Below are 21,684 nucleotides of genomic sequence, written 5' to 3'. Positions count from 1 at the left end.
CCAAGTGAGGCCTCCATGATCAACCTCACCCCCTGGCTGAACGCCCCCGCCTGGCACATCGCCTTCTCTGGCGGCCTCGATTCCACCGTCCTCCTGCACCTGCTGGCCGAACACGCCCGCAACCACGCCACGCCCCCGCTGCACGCCATCCACATCCACCACGGCCTGCAATCCGCCGCCGACACCTGGCCAGCCCATTGCCAGGCAGTCTGCTACCGCCTGGGCATCGAACTCACCGTCGTCCACGTCCAGGTCGCCCCAGGCGCCAGCCTCGAGCAGGCCGCTCGCGATGCACGCTATGCGGCATTTGCGCGCATCCTGGGTCCCGACGAGGTGCTGTTCACCGGCCAGCACCGCGAAGACCAGGCAGAAACCTTGCTCTTTCGCCTGCTGCGCGGCGCCGGCCTGCGTGGCCTGGCGGCCATGCCCGCGCAGCGCAGGCTAGGGCAGGGCAAGCTGGCCAGGCCGCTACTGGCGTGCTCACGCCAGCAACTGCATGACCATGCGCGCAGCCATGGGCTGAGCTGGATCGAAGACCCCACCAATGGCGATACCGCCTTCGCGCGCAATTTCCTGCGCAGCGACGTATTTCCACTGCTGCAACAACGCTGGCCGCAGGCCAGCCAGAACCTGGCCCGCTGCGCCGAGCACCTGGGCGAAGCACAAGGGCTGCTCGAAGAACTGGCAGAGAGCGACCTGGCAGTGGCCGGGGAGGGCGCGCCGGATTGCTGGGCAGGGCTGGCTTCGCTCGACCTTGCGGCGCTGGTCGCGTTGTCGCCTGCGCGCCAGCGCAATGCCTTGCAGCATTGGCTGGCCCCACGGACCCGGTTGCCCGACGCCCGCCATTGGGCCGGCTGGGCCGACCTGCGTGACGCTGCGATCGATGCCCAGCCCGTGTGGAAACTGACCGACGGTCACCTGGTGCGCAGCCAGGCTCGCATCTGGTGGCTGAGCGGCGATTGGTTGCAGCCCGCCATCGGTCCGCAACGCTGGGATGAGCCTGAATGGCCGTTGCCTTTACCCGGCAACGGCAGCGTGCGCCTGCAGGGGCAGGCGCCGGGTGGCGTGCATATCGCCTACCGTGAGGGTGGCGAGACGATGGACGTTCCAGGCCGTGGCCGGCGCGACCTGAAGCGCCTGCTCAACGAACTGCAGGTGCCGCATTTCGTGCGCCCGCGCTTGCCGTTGCTGTACTGCGGCGAGCAGTTGCTGGCGGTGGCCAACCTGCCCATGCTCGGGCAGGCCGATTGCCAGCTTCACTGGCAGCTGCCGACGAACGCGCAAGGTTTGAGCTGAAGGGTACATTCCGGTAGACTACCCTCCCTTCTTGATACAACTTCTGTGGGTTCCGCGAAAACACAGCAGTTGCCGATTACCAAGCAGTTTTTTGCTGGGCTGATTCTTAAAATGACGAGCGAGCTCCATGCCGGGGATTCCCCGGTCTGTACAGACGCGGCAGTTTTTCGAGATGCACTGTGATTGACGCAGGTGATCGGGGGCTTCGGCCTTCCTTCGCTTTCTCCGGCGGCGCTGGCCGCCTTAACGCAGACTTCTAGGGTTTTTCATGACGCGCTACATATTCGTCACGGGCGGTGTTGTTTCTTCATTGGGGAAAGGCATTGCCTCGGCTTCCCTGGCGGCCATCCTGGAAGCGCGGGGGCTCAAGGTCACCATGCTCAAGCTGGATCCGTACATCAACGTCGATCCTGGCACCATGAGCCCGTTCCAGCACGGTGAGGTGTTCGTCACCCACGACGGCGCCGAGACCGACCTTGACCTGGGCCACTACGAGCGGTTCATCCGCACCACCATGACCCAGAACAACAACTTCACCACCGGCCGTATCTACGAGCACGTGCTGCGCAAGGAGCGCCGTGGTGATTACCTGGGCGCGACCATCCAGGTCATCCCGCACATCACCGACGAGATCAAGCGTCGCATCATCAAGGGTGCCGGCGATGCCGACGTGGCCCTGGTGGAAATCGGCGGTACCGTGGGTGACATCGAGTCGCAGCCGTTCCTCGAGGCGATCCGCCAGCTGCGTGTCGAAGTGGGCTCCAAGCGCGCCATGCTGATGCACCTGACGCTGGTTCCGTACATTGCCACTGCCGGCGAGACCAAGACCAAGCCGACCCAGCACTCGGTCAAGGAGCTGCGCTCCATCGGCCTGCAGCCTGACGTGCTGATCTGCCGTTCCGACCACCCGGTCGATGCCTCCTCGCGCCGCAAGATCGCGTTGTTCACCAACGTCGAAGAGCGCGCGGTCATCTCCCTGGAAGACGTCGACACCATCTACAAGATCCCGGGTGTACTGCACGCCCAGGGCCTGGACGACTTCGTCGTCGAGCGCTTCGGCCTGCAATGCAACGGCGCCGACCTGTCCGAGTGGGACAAGGTGGTCGATGCCAAGCTCAACCCTGAGCACGAAGTGACCATCGCCATGGTCGGCAAGTACATGGAGCTGCTGGACGCGTACAAGTCGCTGATCGAAGCGATGAGCCACGCCGGCATCACCAACCGCACCAAGGTCAACCTGCGCTACATCGATTCGGAAGACATCGAGAACCAGGGCACCAGCCTGCTCGAAGGCGCCGACGCGATCCTGGTCCCGGGCGGTTTCGGCCTGCGCGGCGTGGAAGGCAAGATCACCGCGGTGCAATACGCCCGTGAGAACAAGGTGCCATACCTGGGTATCTGCTTGGGCATGCAAGTTGCCGTGATCGAGTTCGCCCGTAACGTGATGGGCTGGAAAGACGCCAACTCCACCGAGTTCGACCGCAACAGCGGCCACCCGGTCGTGGGCCTGATCACCGAGTGGGCCGATGCCACCGGTGCCGTCGAGACCCGTACCGAAGCCTCCGACCTGGGCGGCACCATGCGCCTGGGCGCACAGGACTGCCAGCTGGCGGCCGGTTCCAAGGTGCACGACTGCTACGGCAAGGACGTGATCACCGAGCGTCACCGTCACCGCTACGAAGTGAACAACAACCTGCTGCCACAACTGGTCGACGCTGGCCTGGTGGTTTCCGGTCGTTCCGAAGACGGCGCGCTGGTCGAAGTGGTCGAGGCCAAGGACCACCCATGGTTCGTCGCCTGCCAGTTCCACCCGGAGTTCACCTCGACTCCACGTGACGGCCACCCGCTGTTCAGTGGCTTCGTCAAGGCCGCCCTGGCCCAGAAGAACAAGGCCTGAACCCAGGCCTGATGAGTTTTCCGACGGTATAAACCGCGCAAAGCTCATTTCTCGGGTAAAGTACCGCCCGTTCTGCCCCTGACCTGCCGGTCAGGGGCTGCTTCTGCCAGGCCTGCCTGCTGCATCCACGCCTGGCACAAGGCAAGAATTTCCTAAAGCTGCGTTGTTTTCGTCAATTCTGGAGTGCTTACAACAATGGCAAAAATCGTCGACATCAAAGGTCGTGAAGTTCTCGATTCGCGTGGCAACCCCACCGTGGAAGCCGATGTACTGCTCGACAACGGCATCATCGGCAGCGCTTGCGCGCCGTCCGGTGCTTCCACCGGCTCGCGCGAAGCGCTGGAGCTGCGTGATGGCGACAAGAGCCGTTACCTGGGCAAGGGCGTGCTGAAGGCAGTTGCCAACATCAACGGCCCGATCCGCGACCTGCTGCTGGGCAAGGACCCTTCCGACCAGAAGGCTCTGGACCGCGCCATGATCGAACTGGACGGTACCGAGAACAAGGCCAAGCTGGGCGCCAACGCCATCCTGGCTGTTTCCCTGGCTGCCGCCAAGGCCGCTGCCCAGGACCAGGACCTGCCGCTGTACGCGCACATCGCCAACCTCAACGGCACCCCGGGTGTGTACTCGATGCCGGTTCCGATGATGAACATCATCAATGGTGGCGAGCACGCCGATAACAACGTCGACATCCAGGAGTTCATGGTCCAGCCAGTTGGCGCCAAGACCTTCTCCGACGGCCTGCGCATGGGCACCGAAATCTTCCACCACCTCAAAGCCGTGCTCAAGGCTCGTGGCCTGAACACTGCCGTGGGTGACGAAGGTGGCTTCGCCCCGAACCTGGCTTCCAACGAAGACGCCCTGGGCGCCATCGCCGAAGCGGTCGAGAAAGCCGGCTACAAGCTGGGCACCGACGTGACCCTGGCGCTGGACTGCGCGGCTTCCGAGTTCTATGAAGACGGCAAGTACAACCTGTCCGGTGAAGGCAAGTCGTTCGACGCCGAAGGCTTCGCTGACTACCTCAAAGGCCTGACCGAGCGCTTCCCGATCATCTCGATCGAAGACGGCCTGGACGAGTCCGACTGGGCTGGCTGGAAGATCCTGACCGACAAGATCGGTGAAAAGGTGCAGTTGGTCGGTGACGACCTGTTCGTGACCAACACCAAGATCCTCAAGGAAGGCATCGAGAAGGGCATCGGTAACTCGATCCTGATCAAGTTCAACCAGATCGGCTCGCTGACCGAAACCCTGGAAGCCATCCAGATGGCCAAGGCTGCTGGCTACACCGCGGTGATTTCGCACCGCTCCGGTGAAACCGAAGACTCGACCATCGCCGACCTGGCCGTGGGTACCGCTGCCGGCCAGATCAAGACTGGCTCGCTGTGCCGCTCCGACCGCGTCTCCAAGTACAACCAGCTGCTGCGCATCGAAGAGCAACTGGGCGCCAAAGCGGTTTACCGTGGTCGTGCCGAGTTTCGCGGCTAAGCAAGAGATGGTAAAAAGACAGCAGCCGAGGCTGTCGGAACTTTCGTGCTGAAATTTCCGACGCTTCATGCGGGTTTCTGTCAACGAAGCCTGGCCTCGGCCAGGCTTCGTGCTATTTGAGACCTGCCCCGGTGTGGCGGTCTTTTTAACCTGGATACCTTGATGCGCAGTCCCTATTGGTTGTTCCTTGTCCTGCTCCTGCTGCTCGGTGGCCTGCAGTACCGCCTTTGGGTGGGTAACGGCAGCCTGGCGCAAGTGGCAGAGCTCAAGCAGCAGATCGACGAGCAGCACGCCGAGAACGAGCGGCTGCTGGAGCGTAACCGCGTGCTCGACGCCGAGGTGCTGGAGCTGAAAAAAGGTATGGAGACCGTGGAAGAACGGGCTCGTCATGAATTGGGAATGGTCAAAGAGGGCGAAACCCTCTTCCAGCTGCCGCAAAAATGAATGAAACGCTACCGGCCTTCTGGGCCGTGATTCCTGCCGCGGGCATCGGTGCCCGCATGGCTGCCGACCGCCCGAAGCAATACCTGCAACTGGCGGGGCAGACGCTTCTCGAGCATAGCCTCGACTGTTTTCTTGGCCATCCCACGCTCAAGGGGGTGGTGGTCAGCGTGGCCACGGATGACCCGTACTGGCCGGGCTTGCGCAGTGCCAGCGACCCGCGCATCCAGCGCGCCCCGGGCGGGCGCGAGCGCGCCGATTCGGTGCTCAATGCCTTGTTGCTGCTGCATGCCCAGGGCGCAGCGGACAGCGACTGGGTGCTGGTGCACGATGCGGCGCGGCCGAACCTGGCGCGCACCGACCTGGACCGCCTGTTGTCGGAACTGGCGGATGACCCTGTAGGCGGCCTGCTGGCCGTGCCTGCGCGCGATACCCTCAAGCGGGCGGATGCCCATGGCCGGGTCAGTGCCACCGTCGACCGCAGCACCATCTGGCAGGCCTACACGCCGCAGATGTTCCGCCTGGGTGCCTTGCACCGGGCCTTGGCCGAGTGCCTGGTGTCCGAGGTGGTGGTGACCGACGAGGCGTCCGCCATCGAATGGTCCGGCCAGGCGCCGCGCTTGATCGAAGGGCGCAGCGACAACATCAAGGTGACCCGCCCTGAAGACCTGGAGTGGTTGCGCCAGCGGTGGGCTGGGCGCCATTAGAAGCCCCATCGCCGGCAAGCCGGCGATTGGGCCGCCAAGCGGCCCCGGCAGAGATCAGCCCACCCGATACTCCGGCAACCCCGCCAACCCTTCCTTCAAGTAGTCCACCAACCGCCGCACCTTCGGCGACAGATGCCGCTGCTGCGGATACAACGCCCACACCGCCGTATTCGGCGGCTGATGCGCCTCCAGCAGCGGCACCAAGGCGCCACTGTGCAGATGCTCCAGCACGTAATAGTCCGGCAACTGGCACAGCCCCATCCCCAGCAACGCCGCATCCAGCACCGCCTGCCCGCTGTTGCAGCGCCAGTTGCCCTGCACCCGCTGACTGATCTCGCGCCCATCCTGCTGCAGTGCCCACAAATCCGAACTGCCCACCAGGCAGTTGTGCCGCGCCAACTCCGACAAGCTGTGCGGCCTGCCATAGCGTTCCAGATAGCCCGGCGAGGCGCACAGGTACATGCGCCGCGGCGCCAGGCGGGTAGCCACCAGCCGTGAGTCGGCGAGCCGGCCCAGGCGGATGGCCAGGTCCATGCCTTCGTGCAGCAGATCAAGGGTGCGGTTGCTCAGCTCCACTTCCACCCGCAACTGCGGGTACAGGGCCATGAAACGAGTCACCAGCGGCACGATGAAGCGCTCGCCATAGGCCACCGCGCAGGTCATGCGCAGCAACCCCTTGGGCTCGCTGGCCAGGTCGCCCATGGCCCGCATGGCCTCCTCGCGGCCGTCCTGCAGGCGCTGGCAGTGCTGCAGAAAGGTCTGCCCGGCTTCGCTCAGGGTCACCCGCCGGGTGCTGCGGTACAGTAACCGCGTCTGCAGGCGTTCTTCCAGGCGGGCGATCTGCCGGCTGATGTGCGACGACGAAACGCCCAGGCGCTCGGCCGCCGCGGTGAACTGACCCGACTCGGCCACGGCGACGAATTCGTCGATGCCTTCCCAGCGGCTGCTCATTGATTATCCCTGTATGGCAATAATGTTTTGTCTTTGCCTGGATTATTCATCAAAACAGCATGAATTACACTGCAGGACTGAACCGAACCCCTGCCTGGAGATCCCCATGATCAAGTCCCGCGCCGCCGTTGCCTTCGAGGCCAAGAAACCCCTGGAAATCGTCGAAGTGGACGTGGCCATGCCCAAGGCTGGCGAAGTGCTGCTGCGCGTGGTCGCCAGCGGCGTCTGTCATACCGACGCCTACACCCTGTCGGGCGCCGACCCGGAGGGCATCTTCCCGTCGATCCTCGGCCATGAAGGTGGCGCGATCGTCGAGGCCGTGGGCGAGGGCGTTACTTCGGTGGCGGTTGGCGACCATGTCATCCCGCTGTACACCCCCGAGTGCGGCCAGTGCAAATTCTGCCGTTCCGGCAAGACCAACCTGTGCCAGGCCATCCGCGCCACCCAGGGCAAGGGCCTGATGCCGGACGGCACCACGCGCTTCTCCTACAAGGGCCAGCAACTGTTCCACTACATGGGCACCTCGACCTTCTCCGAGTACACCGTGCTGCCGGAAATCTCCGTGGCCAAGATCCAGAAGGAGGCCCCGCTGGAGAAGGTCTGCCTGCTCGGTTGCGGCGTCACCACCGGTATCGGCGCGGTGCTCAATACCGCCAAGGTCAAGCCGGGTGACACCGTGGCCATCTTCGGCCTGGGTGGCATCGGCCTGTCGGCGGTGATCGGTGCGGTCAAGGCCAAGGCCTCGCGCATCATCGCCATCGACATCAACCCGGCCAAGTTCGAGATCGCCCGCCAGCTGGGCGCCACCGACTGCATCAACCCGAAAGACTACGACCGCCCGATCCAGGAAGTGATCGTCGACCTCACCGACGGCGGCGTGGACTTCTCCTTCGAGTGCATCGGCAACGTGCAACTGATGCGCGCGGCCCTGGAGTGCTGCCACAAGGGCTGGGGCGAGTCGGTGATCATCGGTGTCGCCGGTGCCGGCCAGGAAATCGCCACCCGTCCGTTCCAGCTGGTCACCGGCCGCGTCTGGCGTGGTTCGGCCTTCGGCGGCGTGCGTGGGCGCAGCGAGCTGCCAAGCTACGTGGAAATGTCCGAGAAGGGCGAGATCCCGCTGGATACCTTCATCACCCACACCATGGGCCTGGAAGACATCAACAAAGCCTTCGACCTGATGCACGAAGGCAAGAGCATCCGCAGCGTGATCCACTTCTGAGGTGCGACATGAGCCTGGATAACATTTCCTGCCAGAAGAGCTTCGGCGGCTGGCACAAGCGTTACCGGCATCACTCCAAGGTGCTGGGTTGCGACATGGTGTTCGCCGTCTACCTGCCGCCCCAGGCGGAGCTGGGCGAAAAGCTGCCGGTGCTGTACTGGCTCAGTGGCCTGACCTGCACCGACGAGAACTTCATGCAGAAGGCCGCCGCCCAGCGCCTGGCCGCCGAGCTTGGGCTGATCATCGTGGCGCCCGACACCAGCCCGCGCGGCGAGCAGGTGCCGGGCGACCCGGACGGCGCCTGGGACTTCGGCCTGGGGGCAGGCTTCTACCTCAACGCCACCCAGCAACCCTGGGCGCAGCACTACCGGATGCACGACTACGTGGTGCAGGAGCTGCCGGCGCTGATCGAGGCGCACTTTCCGGCCTCCGAACAGCGCAGCATCAGCGGCCATTCGATGGGTGGCCATGGCGCGCTGGTGTGCGCCTTGCGCAACCCCGGGCGCTATCGCTCGGTGTCGGCGTTCTCGCCGATCAGCAACCCCATGGACTGCCCCTGGGGCGAGAAGGCTTTCAGCCGCTACCTGGGTGAAGACCGTGCGCGCTGGCGCGAGTGGGATGCCAGTGTGCTGCTGGCCGAAACCCCGGCGGGCGCGTGCCCGCCGATGCTGGTGGACCAGGGCGACCGGGATGATTTCCTGGAGAAGCAGCTCAAGCCTGAGGCGCTGGAGCAGGCGGCTCGCAAAGGGGGGCATGAGCTGACCCTGCGCCTGCAGCCTGGCTATGACCACAGCTACTACTTCATCGCCAGCTTCATCGACGAGCACCTGCGCCATCATGCAATGGCACTGGGCCGCCTGTAGGCCCCGGTTGGCGTGGGAGCCGGCTTGCCGGCGATGGGCTGCCAAGCAACCCCTTCAGCGCATAAAGCAGGTAGAATCACGCCCTGACTCAATCAGGGCGTTTTTCTATGCGTATTGGCCACGGCTACGATGTGCACCGTTTCTGCGACGGTGATTTCATTACCCTGGGTGGGGTGCGTATCCCCCACAAATACGGCCTCCTGGCCCATTCCGACGGCGACGTGCTGCTGCACGCCCTGAGCGATGCCTTGCTTGGCGCTGCGGCGCTGGGTGATATCGGCAAGCATTTCCCCGACACCGACCCACAGTTCAAGGGCGCCGACAGCCGCGCGCTGCTGCGTCACGTGGTCGCCATCGTCAAGGCCAAGGGCTGGAAAGTCGGCAACGTCGACGCCACCATCGTCGCCCAGGCACCCAAGATGGCCCCGCATATCGAAACCATGCGCCAGCGGATCGCCGAAGACCTGCACGTGGAGCTCGACCAGGTCAACGTCAAGGCCACCACCACCGAGAAGCTCGGCTTTACCGGCCGCGAGGAGGGCATTGCCGTGCATTCGGTCGCCCTGCTGCTGCCAGCATGACCGAACTGGAACTGCTGGGCCCGCGCGCATCGGGCCAATCCCTCGGCACCGCGGTGCTCAAGGCGGTGGCGGAAGACTTCCAGGTCGACGAGGTGCTGGACATCCCCTTGTCCGGCCAGGGCGAGCACCTGTGGCTGTGGGTCGAGAAGCGTGACCTGAACACCGAAGAAGCGGCCCGGCGCCTGGCACGTGCCGCAGGCGTGCCGGTGCGTTCGATCAGCTACGCCGGCCTCAAGGACCGCCAGGCCCTGACCCGCCAGTGGTTCAGCCTGCACCTTCCGGGCAAGGCCGACCCCGACCTGTCACGTGCCGAAGACGACACCCTGCGCGTGCTCAAGCAGGTGCGCCACCAGCGCAAGCTGCAGCGCGGCGCCCATTCGGCCAATGGCTTCACCCTGCGCCTGACCGCGCTGGCGGCTGATCGCCAGGCCCTCGATGCACGCCTGGAGCTGCTCAAGCAGCACGGCGTGCCGAACTATTTTGGCAGCCAGCGCTTCGGCCATGGCGGCGGCAACGTCCACGATGCCCAGGACTGGGCGGCGCGCAAGGCCCTGCCAGAGCAGCGCAACGTGCGCTCGCGCCTGCTGTCGGCGGCGCGCAGCTATGTGTTCAACCAGGTGCTGGCGGCGCGTGTCGCCGATGGCAGCTGGCAGCGTGCGCAGGTCGGTGACCTGCTGGCATTTACCGACAGCCGCAGTTTCTTCCCTGCAGGCGAAGCGGAATGTTCCGACCCGCGCCTGGCCATTCTCGACTTGCACCCGACCGGCCCGATGTGGGGCGAAGGGCCTTCGCCCGCCGCTGGCGCGGCGGCTGCGCTGGAGTCGGCTGTCGCCGAGCAGCACCCGGCGCTGTGCCAATGGCTGGCGAATGCGGGCATGAGTCACGAACGGCGAATCCTGCGGCTCCCTATTGGCGGCCTTACGTGGCATTATCCCGAGCCTGATATCCTGCAACTGGAATTCGTCCTTCCGGCCGGATGCTTCGCCACCGTGGTGGTGCGCGAGCTTGTCGATCTGGTGCCGGCAGGGCAGACGGACAGCCCATGCGTATTCTGATTTCGAATGACGACGGTGTTACGGCACCAGGCCTCGCCGCACTTCATGGTGCGCTGGCGGATTATGCCGAGTGCGTGGTAATCGCCCCGGATCAAGACAAGAGCGGCGCCGGCAGTTCGCTGACGCTGGACCGGCCGCTGCACCCGCAAACCTTGGCCAACGGCTTCATCAGCCTCAATGGCACGCCCACCGACTGCGTGCACCTGGGGCTCAACGGCTTGCTGCCGGAACCGCCGGACATGGTGGTTTCGGGCATCAACCTGGGCGCCAACCTGGGCGATGACGTGATTTATTCCGGCACGGTCGCCGCCGCGCTGGAAGGCCGCTTCCTGGGGGGCACGTCGCTGGCGTTCTCGCTGTTGTCGCGCCTGCCCGACAACCTGCCGACCGCGGCCTTCATCGCCCGCCGGCTGGTGGAGGCGCAATCGCGCCTGGAGCTGCCGCCGCGCACCGTGCTCAACGTCAACATCCCCAACCTGCCGTTGGAGCACATCCGTGGCATCCAGGTCACTCGCCTCGGTCATCGGGCGCGGGCGGCGGCGCCGACCAAGGTGGTCAACCCGCGCGGCAAGGAAGGCTACTGGATTGCCGTGGCCGGCGATGCCGAGGATGGCGGGCCTGGCACCGACTTCCATGCGGTGATGCAAGGCTACGTGTCGATCACCCCCCTGCAGCTGGACCGCACCTTCAACGATGCCTTCGAGCAGTTGCACGGTTGGCTGGAGGGCCTGCTCTGATGCGCGAACAGGACGATCTGCAGCGTCGTGGTATCGGCATGACCTCCCAGCGTACCCGGGAGCGCCTGATCCAGCGCCTGAGCGAGGAGGGCGTGGCCAACCCCAAGGTGCTCGATGTGATTCGACGCACCCCGCGCCATCTGTTCGTCGATGAGGCCCTGGCCCATCGCGCCTACGAAGACACCGCGTTGCCGATCGGGCACAACCAGACCATCTCCCAGCCGTTCATGGTCGCGCACATGAGCGAGCTGCTGCTGGAGGCCGGCCCGCTGGACAAGGTGCTGGAGATTGGTACGGGGTCCGGTTACCAGACCGCGATCCTGGCCCAGCTGGTGGAGCGGGTGTTCTCGGTCGAGCGGATCAAGGTGCTGCAGGACCGGGCCAAGGAGCGCCTGGTCGAGCTCAACCTGCGCAACGTGGTGTTCCGCTGGGGCGACGGTTGCGATGGCTGGCAGGCGCTTGCGCCCTACAACGGCATCATCGTTACCGCAGTGGCGCCGGAGGTGCCGCAGGCGCTGCTCGATCAACTGGCCCCGGGTGGGCGCATGGTGATCCCGGTGGGGCCGGCTGGCGAGGTGCAGCAACTGATGCTGATCGTCCGTGAGGAGCACGGTTTTTCCCGGCGCGTGCTGGGTGCGGTGCGCTTCGTGCCGCTGCTCAACGGCCCACTGGCCTGACCTGGGCGGAATATTTCCAGCGGCGACGAATTCTTGCCGTTTCGCCCTGTCTATCTGGCGGGGTACGCCAGTGCCGCAGCGGTTCGGGCTGGCCTATGCAGCTCGCCTCACAGAGACGGCGGGCTCGGTTATAATTGCAACAATATTGCATTTCTTGTCGTTTTATCGATTTCGGCACCATGAGGGGAGCGCGGGTGGGGCACACAGTCATTCGGCAGCGCAAGGATCGGTCGGGTTACAAGCTTCTGGTGATTGCTCTGGCCATGGGCACCCTGCTGACAGGTTGCTCGAGCACCGGCTCGAGTGGCGCGCGCGTGGTCGACCGCAGCAACCCTACTGTGGCGCCCAAGCGGCCAACCGTGACCTCTGGCCAGTACACCGTGAAGCCGGGCGACACCTTGTTCTCCATCGCCTTCCGCTATGGCTGGGACTACAAGGAGCTGGCCGCACGCAACGGCATCCCCGCGCCGTACACCATCCGCCCCGGTCAGGCGATTCGCTTCAACAGCGCCTCCACAGGCACCACCACGGTGGTCTCCAGCCCGTCATCGTCGAGCAAGACCACGGTCATTCGTCGGCCTGTCGGCGCGCCTATCACCCCTCCCGCCAGTGGCGTAAAGCCGGCGCCAACAACCCCCGCCACGCCTACTCCGGTGGTTACCACGGTGCCCGCTGCAGAGCGCGCCGTAGGCGGCTGGACCTGGCCCGCCAATGGCGTGCTGATTGGAAAATTCGCTTCAAACGGTAGTTTGAATAAAGGCATTGATATCGCCGGTGATTTGGGACAGCCTGTTTTTGCTGCGTCTGATGGTGCGGTGGTCTACGCCGGGAGTGGCTTGAGGGGCTACGGCGAGCTGATCATCATCAAGCATAGCGACACCTACGTCAGTGCCTACGGTCACAACCGCAGGCTGTTGGTTCGGGAGGGGCAGCAGGTCAAGGCAGGGCAGTCGATTGCTGAAATGGGGTCTACGGGCACTGATCGGGTGAAGCTGCATTTCGAGATTCGCCGCCAGGGCAAACCCGTCGATCCGCTCCAGTTCCTGCCACGTCGTTGACCGTTGTACCCGGCCTGTTCCTGTGATGTAGAGGGGACAGGCTCCAGCGCTGCCAGGGATACAGGCGTCGCTCGAGTCTGAGTTCGAACTCAGCAAAGGGACTATAACAATGGCTCTCAATAAAGAAGCGCCGGAGTTTGACATCGACGATGACGTCCTCCTGATGGAGACGGGTATCGTTTTGGAAACGGATGTGGTGTCAGACGAACCTGCTGTACCGTCGGTTCGGACCAGGGCCAAATCAGGCTCTACGCTCAAGCAACACAAGTATATCGATTACAGCCGGGCGCTCGACGCCACCCAGCTGTATCTCAACGAGATTGGTTTCTCGCCTCTGCTTTCTCCGGAAGAGGAAGTGCACTTTGCGCGCCTGTCGCAAAAGGGCGACCCCGCCGGCCGCAAGCGCATGATCGAAAGCAACCTGCGCCTGGTTGTGAAAATTGCCCGTCGTTACGTGAACCGCGGCTTGTCGTTGCTCGACCTGATCGAGGAGGGCAACCTGGGGCTGATCCGCGCGGTCGAGAAGTTCGACCCGGAGCGTGGTTTCCGGTTCTCGACCTATGCGACCTGGTGGATTCGCCAGACCATCGAGCGGGCGATCATGAACCAGACCCGCACCATCCGCCTGCCGATCCACGTGGTCAAGGAGCTCAATGTCTACCTGCGTGCCGCGCGGGAGCTGACCCAGAAGCTCGATCACGAACCCTCCCCGGAAGAAATCGCCACCCTGCTGGAAAAACCCGTTGCCGAGGTCAAGCGCATGCTCGGCCTCAACGAGCGGGTGTCTTCGGTGGACGTTTCCCTCGGGCCGGATTCAGACAAGACCCTGCTCGATACCCTGACCGACGATCGCCCAACCGACCCCTGCGAGCTGCTGCAGGACGACGACCTGTCGCAGAGCATCGACCAGTGGCTGGGTGAGCTGACTGACAAGCAGCGCGAGGTGGTGGTACGCCGCTTCGGCCTGCGTGGGCATGAGAGCAGCACCCTTGAAGACGTTGGCCTGGAAATCGGCCTGACCCGTGAGCGGGTGCGGCAGATTCAGGTTGAAGGGCTCAAGCGCTTGCGCGAGATCCTGGAGAAGAACGGGCTGTCCAGCGAGTCGCTGTTCCAGTAGCGGTATCCCCGAATGCAAAGCGCCCCGATGACCTCGGGGCGTTTTTGTTTGTGCGATTTGCTGAGCAGTGCCGGCACTCTCAGGTTTGGATGAATGTGTATCGCGCTACCGCAGATGCATTGCGTGTAAGCCTTTGCTTACTCGTGGTGTAAGCCATCCGTGTAAGGAGTAGTAAATTATTGTCGTTTCCAAATCCCGCAAATTCGCAACTCGTTGAAAATAATGAATTTTCTAGATTTGTGGAAATGTGTCCCCGGTAATTTCTTGTGAGGTATCGCAGTTGCCTGCGTCACGGAAGTCGCTAGTATTCGAACTGTGCACACGGACACGCACAGGCTTTCAGGATGAAGGCCAAGGACATCGCAAGAAGCGATTTCATCAGGAAGATGTTTGGGACAAGCAGGGACTACGGAAAAAATGTGGGCGGGTCAAACCGCCCCTTTTTTTTGCCCGCGCAAAATGAAAAAAGGCCCGTTGCGGGCCTTTTTCGTGCCTGGGCGCTATCAGCGCTCCAAGTCGGCAATCTTGCCTGGCTTGCCATCCCAATCTTCAGCGTCGGGCAGGGCATCCTTACGCTCGGTGATGTTCGGCCAGATTTCCGCCAGCTCGGCATTGAGCTCAATGAAGTTTTCCATGCCCGAAGGCACTTCGTCTTCCGAGAAGATCGCTTGGGCCGGGCATTCAGGCTCGCACAGTGCACAGTCGATGCACTCGTCCGGGTGAATCACCAGGAAGTTCGGGCCTTCGTAGAAGCAGTCCACCGGACAGACTTCCACGCAGTCGGTGTATTTGCATTTGATGCAGTTGTCGGTGACGACGAAGGTCATTTCTAGTTTTCTCCTCAGGCGACGGCGGCGGCCCTTCCTCTCAGGGCCGCGCGGTTTACGGGTACATGGCTGCAGGCCAGGCTAATAACCTGCAGCACCAGCAAACCGCGGCGGATTCTACCAGCTTGTAGTGGGCGCCGTTATAACAGGTTCTTTAGTTGATATAGCATTTCGATAGCTTGGCGCGGGGTCATGTCATCCAGGTCCAGCTTGCCCAGCTTCTCGATGGCCGGGTGCGGCAGGCTGGCGAACAGGTCGCTCTGGTGCGGGACATGGGGTTCGCCCTGGGTCTTGCTCGAGACCACCGGCTGCGCCGGCAGGCTGCTGGTTTCCAGGCGGCCCAGGTGCTCGCGGGCACGCTGGATCACTGGCGCCGGCACACCTGCCAGCTGCGCCACGGCCAGGCCGTAGCTCTGGCTGGCCGGGCCGGGCAGCACATGGTGCAGGAACACGATGCGCTCGTTGTGCTCGGTGGCGTTCAGGTGCACGTTGGCTACCAGCGGCTCGTTCTCCGGCAGCACGGTCAGCTCGAAATAGTGGGTGGCGAACAGCGTGTAGGCACGCAGCTGCGCCAGGCGCTCGGCAGCGGCCCAGGCCAGCGACAGGCCGTCGAAGGTGCTGGTGCCGCGGCCCACTTCATCCATCAGCACCAGGCTGCGGTCGGTGGCGTTGTGCAGGATGTTGGCGGTTTCGCTCATCTCGACCATGAAGGTCGAACGCCCGCCGGCCAGGTCGTCGCTGGAGCCGATGCGGGTGAAGATGCGGTCGACCAGCGACAGCTCGCAGCTGGCCGCCGGGACGAAGCTGCCGATATGCGCCATCAGCACGATCAGTGCGGTCTGGCGCATGTAGGTGGATTTACCGCCCATGTTCGGGCCGGTGATGATCAGCATGCGCGTGCTGTTGTCCAGGCTCAGGTCGTTGGCCACGAACGGCGTGGTCAGCACCTGCTCGACCACCGGATGGCGGCCCTGGTCGATGCGCAGGCAAGGCTCGTCGACAAAGCGCGGGCAATTCAGGTCGAGGGTCAGCGCACGCTCGGCCAGGTTGCTCAGCACATCCAGCTCGGCCAATGCCGCGGCGCTGTCCTGCAGCGGCGCGAGGTGGCTGATCAGGGTTTCCAGCAGCGCGTCATAGAGCATCTTCTCGCGGGCCAGGGCGCGGCTCTTGGCCGACAGTGCCTTGTCCTCGAAGGCCTTGAGCTCCGGCGTGATGAAGCGCTCGGCGCCCTTGAGGGTCTGGCGGCGAATGTAGTCGCCCGGCGCCTGTTCGGCCTGCTTGGTCGGCAGCTCGATGAAGTAGCCATGCACACGGTTGTAGCCGACCTTCAGGTTGGCAAGGCCGGTGCGGGCTTTTTCGCGGGCTTCCAGGTCGATCAGGAACTGGCCGGCGTTCTCGCTGATCGCCAGCAGCTCGTCCAGCTCGCTGTCATAGCCGGCCTTGAGCACGCCGCCATCACGGATGACGGCTGGCGGGTTGTCGATGATCGCCCGCTCCAGCAGGCTGGCCAGCTCCGGGTAGGTGCCGGTGATGGCCGCCAGGCGCGCCAGGTGCGGCGCCTCCAGCTCGGCCATGGCGTTCTGCAGTTCAGGCAGGGCACCGAGGGCATCGCGCAGGCGTGCCAGGTCGCGTGGGCGGGCGTTGCGCAGGCCGATACGGGCGAGGATTCGCTCGATATCGCCGATTTCCTTGAGCTGCGGTTGCAGTTTCTCGAAGCGGTAGCCATCGAGCAGGCAGCGGATCGAATCCTGGCGCGCCTGCAGCACCTTGGGGTCGCGCAGCGGGCGGTTCAGCCAGCGCGTCAACAGGCGGCTGGCCATGGCCGTCTGGCAACGGTCGATCACCGATTGCAAGGTGTTGTCGCGCCCACCGGCCAGGTTGATGTCCAGCTCCAGGTTGCGGCGGCTGGCGCCGTCGAGGATCACCGTGTCATCGAGGCGCTCGTGGCGCAGGCTGCGCAGGTGGGGCAGGGCGGTGCGCTGGGTTTCCTTGGCGTAGGTCAGCAGGCAGCCGGCGGCGCCGATGGCCAGGGTCAGCTTGTCGCAGCCAAAGCCTTTGAGGTCCTTGGTCGCAAATTGCTGGCACAGGGCCTTGCGCGCCGAGTCGCGGTCGAAGTCCCAGGGCGCGCGGCGGCGTGCCCCCGGGCGCTTTTCGGCCGGCAAATCGCGCGGCCAGTCGTCGGGGATCAGCAGCTCGACCGGGTTCAGGCGCTCGAGCTCGGCCAGCAGGTTCTCCCAGCCCTTGATTTCCTGGACGCTGAAGTTGCCGCTGGTGATGTCCAGCACCGCCAGGCCGAACAGGCGCTCGTCACCCAGCAGCGCGGCAATCAGGTTGTCGCGGCGCTCGTCAAGCAACGCCTCGTCACTGACCGTACCGGGGGTGATGATGCGCACCACCTGGCGCTCGACCGGGCCCTTGCTGGTGGCCGGGTCGCCGATCTGCTCGCAGATCACCACCGACTCGCCAAGCTTGACCAGCTTGGCCAGGTAGCCCTCCAGCGAATGGAACGGAATTCCGCACATGGGGATGGACTGGCCGGCCGACTGACCGCGCGCGGTCAGGGTGATATCCAGCAGTTTCGCGGCTTTTTTCGCATCTTCGTAGAAGATTTCGTAGAAGTCGCCCATGCGGTAGAACATCAGCTGGTCCGGGTGCTGGTTTTTCAGCTTCCAGTACTGCTGCATCATCGGGGTGTGTGCGGAAAGATCAGACATTCAGGGCCTTACAGCGGGTGATCTGGTTGGCGGTTGTAAAACCGGCAATGGTACAGGCTTTTTCGACGAGATGCAGGCCGAGCCCATGGGGCATGCGCGCGCAGCCTGGTGCGTTGCATTTCGTGTGGCATGCCTGCATTATGCACGCTATGCAAAAACGCAACGTAGCCACCGTACTCAGAGAACTGCTCGACCGCCACGGCCTGTCCCCGACAGAGCTGCACCGGCGCACGGGCGTCCCGCAATCCACCCTGTCGCGTATTCTCGGCGGCAAGATCATCGACCCGTCGGACAAGCACGTGTCGAAGATCGCCGACTACTTCGGTGTCAGCACCGAGCAATTGCGCGGCCGTGCCGAGCTTGGCCCGTCGCGCGAAGCCGCGCTGCCGGCGCGCGGCCATGCGGAGCTGGGCGACATCAGCCTGTGGGACGATGAAACCCCCGTCGAGGATGACGAGGTGTCGGTACCTTTCCTTCGCGAGGTCGAATTGGCAGCAGGATCAGGAAGATTCGTCATCGAAGAGAGCGAGCGTGCGCGCCTGCGCTTCGGCAAACGCAGCCTGCGCCACAACGGCGTGCAGTTCGACCAGGCCAAATGCGTGACGGTACGCGGCAACAGCATGCTGCCGGTGCTGCGCGATGGCGCCACGGTGGGCGTCAACACCGGCAAGTGCTCGATCGGTGACATCATCGACGGCGACCTCTATGCCATCAACCACAACGGCCAGTTGCGGGTGAAACAGGTCTACCGCCTGCCTACCGGCATTCGTCTGCGCAGCTTCAACCGGGATGAACACCCCGATGAGGACTACAGCTTCCAGCAGATGCAGGACGAGCAGATCAGCCTGCTCGGGCATGTGTTCTGGTGGGGGATGTACGCCCGCTGACACCTCCTCTCTGATGAAAACCCGCCTCGGCGGGTTTTTTTTCGCCTGCAGAAAAACCCTACAAGCCAGATCGTTCATGGCCTGCATGCATATGTGCAAAATTCAGCGCATAGAAACTTTAAGAAATGCATTGACTGCATATGCATGAATGCATAGCCTGTGTCTCAAGCCGGACGGAAACCGGTTGTTACACAGGCAGCGATGGACAGGCCTCAACTGTCCAGAGGGTTGGCAACTGGCCCGGGTGTGCAGCGTAAAGCACCACGAACAGTTATCCGGCGGGCAGGTGGCCGCGGCCGGAGTCACCAATTTGAGCAGAACCGCACGGCGTCACCAGTCGTGGCCTGCGGTTCGACAACGCATTACTGAAAAGCCTGGCAGACCGGGCTTTTTGGAATGCCGGACTTTTCACTTGAACGTACCCACAACCCGCCTGTTGGCCCGCGCCAACAGGTATTCACACAGGAGACACCACAGTGACGAACGAGCAACAGGCGTTACTGGAGATGCCGCTCTGGCTGGTAATCGTCCTGGCATTGCTGGGCGGCCTGAGCGGCGAGATGTGGCGGGCCGACAAGGCAGGCGCCACCGGCTGGTCACTGCTGCGGCGGCTGGCGCTGCGCTCCGGGGCCTGCATGGCCTGCGGCGTATCGACGGTGATGCTGCTGTATGCCGGCGGCCTTTCGATCTGGGCGGCCAGCGCGTTTGGCTGCATGACCGCGGTAGGCGGCGCCGACGTGGCCATGCGGCTGTACGAGCGCTGGGCGATTCGGCGACTGGGCTTGCGCGACAGTGCGCAGGCCGATGAGCGATAGGAGGAATATGCATGAGCGAATTGGCCACTTTGCACGCGGCTGTGACGGCAACCATTCGTGAGGCGATGCCTGAACTGGTTTCAGTCGATGCTTATACAGCTGTAGGAAATGCGCCCGAGCGACCGGCGCTACGTCACGGCATCGTGCAGATGACGGCCGACGCGGCGCCGCGGGATGGTCGCTCGGTACTGGTCGCTACCTTCGAGGCGGACATCACTGCTGACAACGCCAACCCCGAGGCGCGCCTGCAGGGCAGCCTGCTGGCTGCGCAACTGATGGACCTGCTGCGCCAGCAGCATTGGGCGCTGGACTTCGTCGAAGCCAGCCGCAACGTGCAGGCGCAGTTCGAAGGCAGCGCCTGGACCGTGCGCTGGGACCAGCCGGTACTGCTCGGCGAGCCGCGCTGGCACTGGCCGGACCAGCCGCCCGGCAGCCTGATGCTGGGCTTGGCACCCGATATCGGCTTGGGTAACGAAGAGCATTACATTGCCCCGGAGTCGCTTTCATGAGTTACGTCAGCGCCATGCATGACCGCATGCTGGCCTGCCTGGTCATTCCCTGCCGGGTGGTCGCGGTGGACCTTGCCGCCGCGCGGGTGCGGGTGTCCGACGGCAGCGGCTGGACCAGCGCCTGGTTGCGCTGGCATGCCCAGGCCGCCGGCCAGGCCCGGCACTGGCGGGCGCCCAGCGTGGGCGAGCAGGGCGTGTTGCTCAGCCCCAGCGGCGAGCCGGCCCAGGGCACCTTCATCGCTGGCCTTTATGGCAACGCCGGCAGTGCTGCAGACAACCGCGGGCACGTGGAGGTCTGGCGATTCGCCGATGGCGGCTCGCTCAGCTACGACTGGCAGGCCAGCCATTACGCCATCGAGCTTCCTGGCGGCAACGCCACCATCCAGGTCGGTGCCAGCACCGTGCTGGTCAGTGACGGTGCAATCAGCCTGCAAGCCGCTGCGATAAATCTCACAGGCAAAGTCACCATCGACGGCCCGCTGCAGGTCAGCGGCGATATCAATGGCGCTGGGCGGATCATCGACACCGCCGGCAACACCGCCAATCACAAACACTGAAGCAAGCCCGCAACCGCGGGCTTTTTCATCCCTGGAGAATGCCATGCAAACCCATCAACCGGGCGCCGCCACGGGAGGTGCGCCATGATCGGCCTGGACCGCCACACGGGCCAGCCACTGGCCGGCATCGGCCACCTGCGCCAGTCCATCGAAGACATCCTCGCTACACCGCTGGGCAGCCGCCGCATGCGCCCGGACTACGGCAGCCAGCTGCGGCGCTTCGTCGACCTGCCGGTCAACGACGGCTGGAAGAGCGCCGTGCAGGCCGAAGTGGCCCGCGCACTCGGGCGCTGGGAGCCACGCCTGCAGCTTGAGCGGGTGAAGGTGGTCGCAGTGCTCGACGGCCAGGTCAGCCTGGCGCTGACCGGCCGCTACCTGGGCGACGAAGCCTTGCTGGAGGTGAGCGTATGAGCCAGGTCGACCTCTCGAAACTGCCGGCGCCCCAACTGCTTGAAGACCTGGATTTCGAAGCGCTCTATCAAGCCGACCTGGACACCTTCCGCGAGTACCTGGGGGAGGGCTGGACCGCCAACCTGGAAAGCGACCCGGTGACCAAGCTGCTCGAGGTCGGCGCCTACCGCAAGCTGCTCAACCGCGCGCGCATCAACGATGCCGCCAAGGCCCTGCTGCTGGCCTACGCCCAGGGCAGCGACCTGGACCAGCTGGCGGCCAACGTCAGCCTGCAGCGCCTGGTGATCCAGGCCCAGGACCTGAACGCGGTGCCGCCCGTCGTGGCGCTGCTGGAAGCCGACGACGCCCTGCGTGAGCGTGTGCAACTGGTCTACGAAGGCCTGACCACTGCCGGCCCGCGCAACAGTTACATCCTCCACGCCCGCAACGCATCGGGGCAGGTGGCTGACGCCACCGCCGAAAGCCCGTCGCCGGCGGTGGTGGATGTGACCGTGCTGGGCCTGGAGGGCGATGGCAAGGCCAGTGCCGCGTTGCTGGCGCAGGTGGCGGCCTACCTCAATGACGACGATATCCGCCCGGTCGCCGACCGGGTCAATGTGCGCAGCGCCGAGGTGCTGGCCTATCGCATCGATGCCGTGCTGCACCTGGCTGACAGCGGCCCCGAGTACGAGGCCATTCTTGCCGAGTGCCAGCGGCGCCTGGCGGCCTGGATCAACCCGCGACGCCGCCTGGGCGTGGAGGTGGCCCGTTCGGGTATCGACGCGCAGTTGCACATCGACGGCGTCAGCCGGGTCGAGCTGAACGACTGGGCCGACATCCGCCCGAGCAAGGCCCAGGCGGCCTGGTGCAGCGGTTTCACCTTGACGCGGGGGGGCTGACG

The 21,684-nt window shown here is 64.3% G+C and carries 22 protein-coding genes; 19 read left to right on the top strand and 3 right to left on the bottom strand.

The window, feature by feature from the left end; genetic code table 11:
* Positions 1 to 15: 15 nt before the first annotated feature.
* The 5 genes from tilS to ispD all read left to right on the top strand — a co-directional run bounded on the left by tilS (position 16) and on the right by ispD (position 5,826).
* Positions 16 to 1,296 (top strand): tRNA lysidine(34) synthetase TilS, encoded by a 1,281-nt coding sequence (gene tilS / locus ACIPG5_RS07200; protein ID WP_401373991.1) that lies wholly within the window; start codon positions 16 to 18, stop codon positions 1,294 to 1,296.
* A gap of 268 nt (positions 1,297 to 1,564) precedes the next feature.
* The gene (locus ACIPG5_RS07195; RefSeq protein WP_401373989.1) at positions 1,565 to 3,193 is read left to right on the top strand and encodes a CTP synthase; all 1,629 of its coding nucleotides are present in this window, start codon (positions 1,565 to 1,567) and stop codon (positions 3,191 to 3,193) included.
* 195 nt (positions 3,194 to 3,388) lie between these two features.
* Positions 3,389 to 4,678 (top strand): phosphopyruvate hydratase, encoded by a 1,290-nt coding sequence (gene eno, locus ACIPG5_RS07190; RefSeq protein ID WP_176513502.1) that lies wholly within the window; start codon positions 3,389 to 3,391, stop codon positions 4,676 to 4,678.
* Between the two features lie 162 nt (positions 4,679 to 4,840).
* A complete protein-coding gene (gene ftsB, locus ACIPG5_RS07185; protein ID WP_023534037.1) occupies positions 4,841 to 5,122 on the top strand; it encodes a cell division protein FtsB in 282 nt (93 codons plus the stop codon).
* Positions 5,119 to 5,826, top strand: coding sequence for a 2-C-methyl-D-erythritol 4-phosphate cytidylyltransferase (gene ispD, locus ACIPG5_RS07180; protein WP_401373987.1), 708 nt, complete (start codon positions 5,119 to 5,121; stop codon positions 5,824 to 5,826). The genes ftsB and ispD overlap by 4 nt, the downstream gene beginning before the upstream one ends.
* A 54-nt stretch (positions 5,827 to 5,880) precedes the next feature.
* Here ispD and ACIPG5_RS07175 read toward each other — a convergent pair whose 3' ends face one another.
* The gene (locus tag ACIPG5_RS07175) at positions 5,881 to 6,777 is read right to left on the bottom strand and encodes a LysR substrate-binding domain-containing protein (protein ID WP_401373985.1); all 897 of its coding nucleotides are present in this window, start codon (positions 6,775 to 6,777) and stop codon (positions 5,881 to 5,883) included.
* A gap of 106 nt (positions 6,778 to 6,883) precedes the next feature.
* Here ACIPG5_RS07175 and ACIPG5_RS07170 point away from each other — a divergent pair, with 106 nt between their 5' ends.
* The 8 genes from ACIPG5_RS07170 (at position 6,884) to rpoS (ending at position 14,084) form a co-directional block, all read left to right on the top strand.
* Complete coding sequence (locus ACIPG5_RS07170; RefSeq protein ID WP_016392290.1) at positions 6,884 to 7,996, top strand: S-(hydroxymethyl)glutathione dehydrogenase/class III alcohol dehydrogenase; 1,113 nt, start codon at positions 6,884 to 6,886, stop codon at positions 7,994 to 7,996.
* 8 nt (positions 7,997 to 8,004) lie between these two features.
* The gene (fghA, locus tag ACIPG5_RS07165) at positions 8,005 to 8,859 is read left to right on the top strand and encodes an S-formylglutathione hydrolase (protein ID WP_401373983.1); all 855 of its coding nucleotides are present in this window, start codon (positions 8,005 to 8,007) and stop codon (positions 8,857 to 8,859) included.
* A 107-nt stretch (positions 8,860 to 8,966) separates the two neighbouring features.
* Positions 8,967 to 9,440, top strand: a complete 474-nt coding sequence (gene ispF / locus ACIPG5_RS07160; protein ID WP_176513494.1) for a 2-C-methyl-D-erythritol 2,4-cyclodiphosphate synthase — start codon at positions 8,967 to 8,969, stop codon at positions 9,438 to 9,440.
* Positions 9,437 to 10,495 carry a tRNA pseudouridine(13) synthase TruD gene (gene truD / locus ACIPG5_RS07155; RefSeq protein WP_401373981.1) on the top strand — a complete coding sequence of 353 codons (1,059 nt, stop codon included), beginning with the start codon at positions 9,437 to 9,439 and terminating at the stop codon, positions 10,493 to 10,495. Before ispF ends, truD begins: the two co-directional genes overlap by 4 nt.
* The gene (gene surE, locus ACIPG5_RS07150) at positions 10,483 to 11,232 is read left to right on the top strand and encodes a 5'/3'-nucleotidase SurE (protein ID WP_176513490.1); all 750 of its coding nucleotides are present in this window, start codon (positions 10,483 to 10,485) and stop codon (positions 11,230 to 11,232) included. The genes truD and surE overlap by 13 nt, the downstream gene beginning before the upstream one ends.
* Positions 11,233 to 11,270: 38 nt before the next feature.
* Positions 11,271 to 11,909, top strand: coding sequence for a protein-L-isoaspartate(D-aspartate) O-methyltransferase (locus tag ACIPG5_RS07145; RefSeq protein WP_176513697.1), 639 nt, complete (start codon positions 11,271 to 11,273; stop codon positions 11,907 to 11,909).
* A 194-nt stretch (positions 11,910 to 12,103) separates the two neighbouring features.
* Entirely contained in the window at positions 12,104 to 12,967 is an 864-nt protein-coding gene (locus ACIPG5_RS07140) for a peptidoglycan DD-metalloendopeptidase family protein (protein WP_176513694.1), read from the top strand.
* Positions 12,968 to 13,076: 109 nt separating this feature from the next.
* Positions 13,077 to 14,084: an RNA polymerase sigma factor RpoS gene (rpoS, locus tag ACIPG5_RS07135; protein WP_012315872.1), complete on the top strand. Its 1,008-nt coding sequence runs from the start codon at positions 13,077 to 13,079 to the stop codon at positions 14,082 to 14,084.
* 503 nt (positions 14,085 to 14,587) lie between these two features.
* Here the strand turns inward: rpoS and fdxA are convergent.
* Both fdxA and mutS read right to left on the bottom strand, forming a co-directional pair.
* Positions 14,588 to 14,911, bottom strand: coding sequence for a ferredoxin FdxA (gene fdxA / locus ACIPG5_RS07130; RefSeq protein ID WP_401373978.1), 324 nt, complete (start codon positions 14,909 to 14,911; stop codon positions 14,588 to 14,590).
* A 140-nt stretch (positions 14,912 to 15,051) separates the two neighbouring features.
* On the bottom strand, positions 15,052 to 17,625 hold the full coding sequence (gene mutS / locus ACIPG5_RS07125) for a DNA mismatch repair protein MutS (RefSeq protein WP_401373976.1): 2,574 nt from the start codon (positions 17,623 to 17,625) through the stop codon (positions 15,052 to 15,054).
* A 140-nt stretch (positions 17,626 to 17,765) separates the two neighbouring features.
* Here mutS and ACIPG5_RS07120 point away from each other — a divergent pair, with 140 nt between their 5' ends.
* From ACIPG5_RS07120 to ACIPG5_RS07095, 6 genes are all read left to right on the top strand, one after another.
* Positions 17,766 to 18,512 carry a helix-turn-helix transcriptional regulator gene (locus ACIPG5_RS07120; RefSeq protein WP_401373974.1) on the top strand — a complete coding sequence of 249 codons (747 nt, stop codon included), beginning with the start codon at positions 17,766 to 17,768 and terminating at the stop codon, positions 18,510 to 18,512.
* Between the two features lie 476 nt (positions 18,513 to 18,988).
* Positions 18,989 to 19,327, top strand: coding sequence for a phage holin family protein (locus tag ACIPG5_RS07115; RefSeq protein ID WP_176511547.1), 339 nt, complete (start codon positions 18,989 to 18,991; stop codon positions 19,325 to 19,327).
* An 11-nt stretch (positions 19,328 to 19,338) separates the two neighbouring features.
* Entirely contained in the window at positions 19,339 to 19,836 is a 498-nt protein-coding gene (locus ACIPG5_RS07110; RefSeq protein ID WP_286912083.1) for a hypothetical protein, read from the top strand.
* On the top strand, positions 19,833 to 20,393 hold the full coding sequence (locus ACIPG5_RS07105) for a phage baseplate assembly protein V (RefSeq protein WP_286912081.1): 561 nt from the start codon (positions 19,833 to 19,835) through the stop codon (positions 20,391 to 20,393). Before ACIPG5_RS07110 ends, ACIPG5_RS07105 begins: the two co-directional genes overlap by 4 nt.
* An 84-nt stretch (positions 20,394 to 20,477) precedes the next feature.
* Positions 20,478 to 20,804, top strand: coding sequence for a GPW/gp25 family protein (locus ACIPG5_RS07100; protein ID WP_401373971.1), 327 nt, complete (start codon positions 20,478 to 20,480; stop codon positions 20,802 to 20,804).
* Complete coding sequence (locus tag ACIPG5_RS07095; protein WP_176511551.1) at positions 20,801 to 21,682, top strand: baseplate J/gp47 family protein; 882 nt, start codon at positions 20,801 to 20,803, stop codon at positions 21,680 to 21,682. Before ACIPG5_RS07100 ends, ACIPG5_RS07095 begins: the two co-directional genes overlap by 4 nt.
* Positions 21,683 to 21,684: the final 2 nt, after the last annotated feature.

The organism is Pseudomonas sp. NPDC087029, assembly GCF_044745345.1.
GTDB lineage: Bacteria > Pseudomonadota > Gammaproteobacteria > Pseudomonadales > Pseudomonadaceae > Aquipseudomonas > Aquipseudomonas faucium.
Note: the sequence above shows the minus strand (reverse complement) of the source record. Positions and strands in the feature narration are given on the sequence as shown.

Excerpts from the sequence above, each read along its gene's own strand:
- tilS (WP_401373991.1), top strand. The coding sequence starts at position 16 with ATGATCAACCTCACCCCCTGGCTGAACGCCCCCGCCTGGCACATCGCC.
- ACIPG5_RS07195 (WP_401373989.1), top strand. The coding sequence starts at position 1,565 with ATGACGCGCTACATATTCGTCACGGGCGGTGTTGTTTCTTCATTGGGG.
- eno (WP_176513502.1), top strand. The coding sequence starts at position 3,389 with ATGGCAAAAATCGTCGACATCAAAGGTCGTGAAGTTCTCGATTCGCGT.
- ftsB (WP_023534037.1), top strand. The coding sequence starts at position 4,841 with ATGCGCAGTCCCTATTGGTTGTTCCTTGTCCTGCTCCTGCTGCTCGGT.
- ispD (WP_401373987.1), top strand. The coding sequence starts at position 5,119 with ATGAATGAAACGCTACCGGCCTTCTGGGCCGTGATTCCTGCCGCGGGC.
- ACIPG5_RS07175 (WP_401373985.1), bottom strand. The coding sequence starts at position 6,777 with ATGAGCAGCCGCTGGGAAGGCATCGACGAATTCGTCGCCGTGGCCGAG.
- ACIPG5_RS07170 (WP_016392290.1), top strand. The coding sequence starts at position 6,884 with ATGATCAAGTCCCGCGCCGCCGTTGCCTTCGAGGCCAAGAAACCCCTG.
- fghA (WP_401373983.1), top strand. The coding sequence starts at position 8,005 with ATGAGCCTGGATAACATTTCCTGCCAGAAGAGCTTCGGCGGCTGGCAC.
- ispF (WP_176513494.1), top strand. The coding sequence starts at position 8,967 with ATGCGTATTGGCCACGGCTACGATGTGCACCGTTTCTGCGACGGTGAT.
- truD (WP_401373981.1), top strand. The coding sequence starts at position 9,437 with ATGACCGAACTGGAACTGCTGGGCCCGCGCGCATCGGGCCAATCCCTC.
- surE (WP_176513490.1), top strand. The coding sequence starts at position 10,483 with ATGCGTATTCTGATTTCGAATGACGACGGTGTTACGGCACCAGGCCTC.
- ACIPG5_RS07145 (WP_176513697.1), top strand. The coding sequence starts at position 11,271 with ATGACCTCCCAGCGTACCCGGGAGCGCCTGATCCAGCGCCTGAGCGAG.
- rpoS (WP_012315872.1), top strand. The coding sequence starts at position 13,077 with ATGGCTCTCAATAAAGAAGCGCCGGAGTTTGACATCGACGATGACGTC.
- fdxA (WP_401373978.1), bottom strand. The coding sequence starts at position 14,911 with ATGACCTTCGTCGTCACCGACAACTGCATCAAATGCAAATACACCGAC.
- mutS (WP_401373976.1), bottom strand. The coding sequence starts at position 17,625 with ATGTCTGATCTTTCCGCACACACCCCGATGATGCAGCAGTACTGGAAG.
- ACIPG5_RS07120 (WP_401373974.1), top strand. The coding sequence starts at position 17,766 with ATGCACGCTATGCAAAAACGCAACGTAGCCACCGTACTCAGAGAACTG.
- ACIPG5_RS07110 (WP_286912083.1), top strand. The coding sequence starts at position 19,339 with ATGAGCGAATTGGCCACTTTGCACGCGGCTGTGACGGCAACCATTCGT.
- ACIPG5_RS07105 (WP_286912081.1), top strand. The coding sequence starts at position 19,833 with ATGAGTTACGTCAGCGCCATGCATGACCGCATGCTGGCCTGCCTGGTC.
- ACIPG5_RS07100 (WP_401373971.1), top strand. The coding sequence starts at position 20,478 with ATGATCGGCCTGGACCGCCACACGGGCCAGCCACTGGCCGGCATCGGC.
- ACIPG5_RS07095 (WP_176511551.1), top strand. The coding sequence starts at position 20,801 with ATGAGCCAGGTCGACCTCTCGAAACTGCCGGCGCCCCAACTGCTTGAA.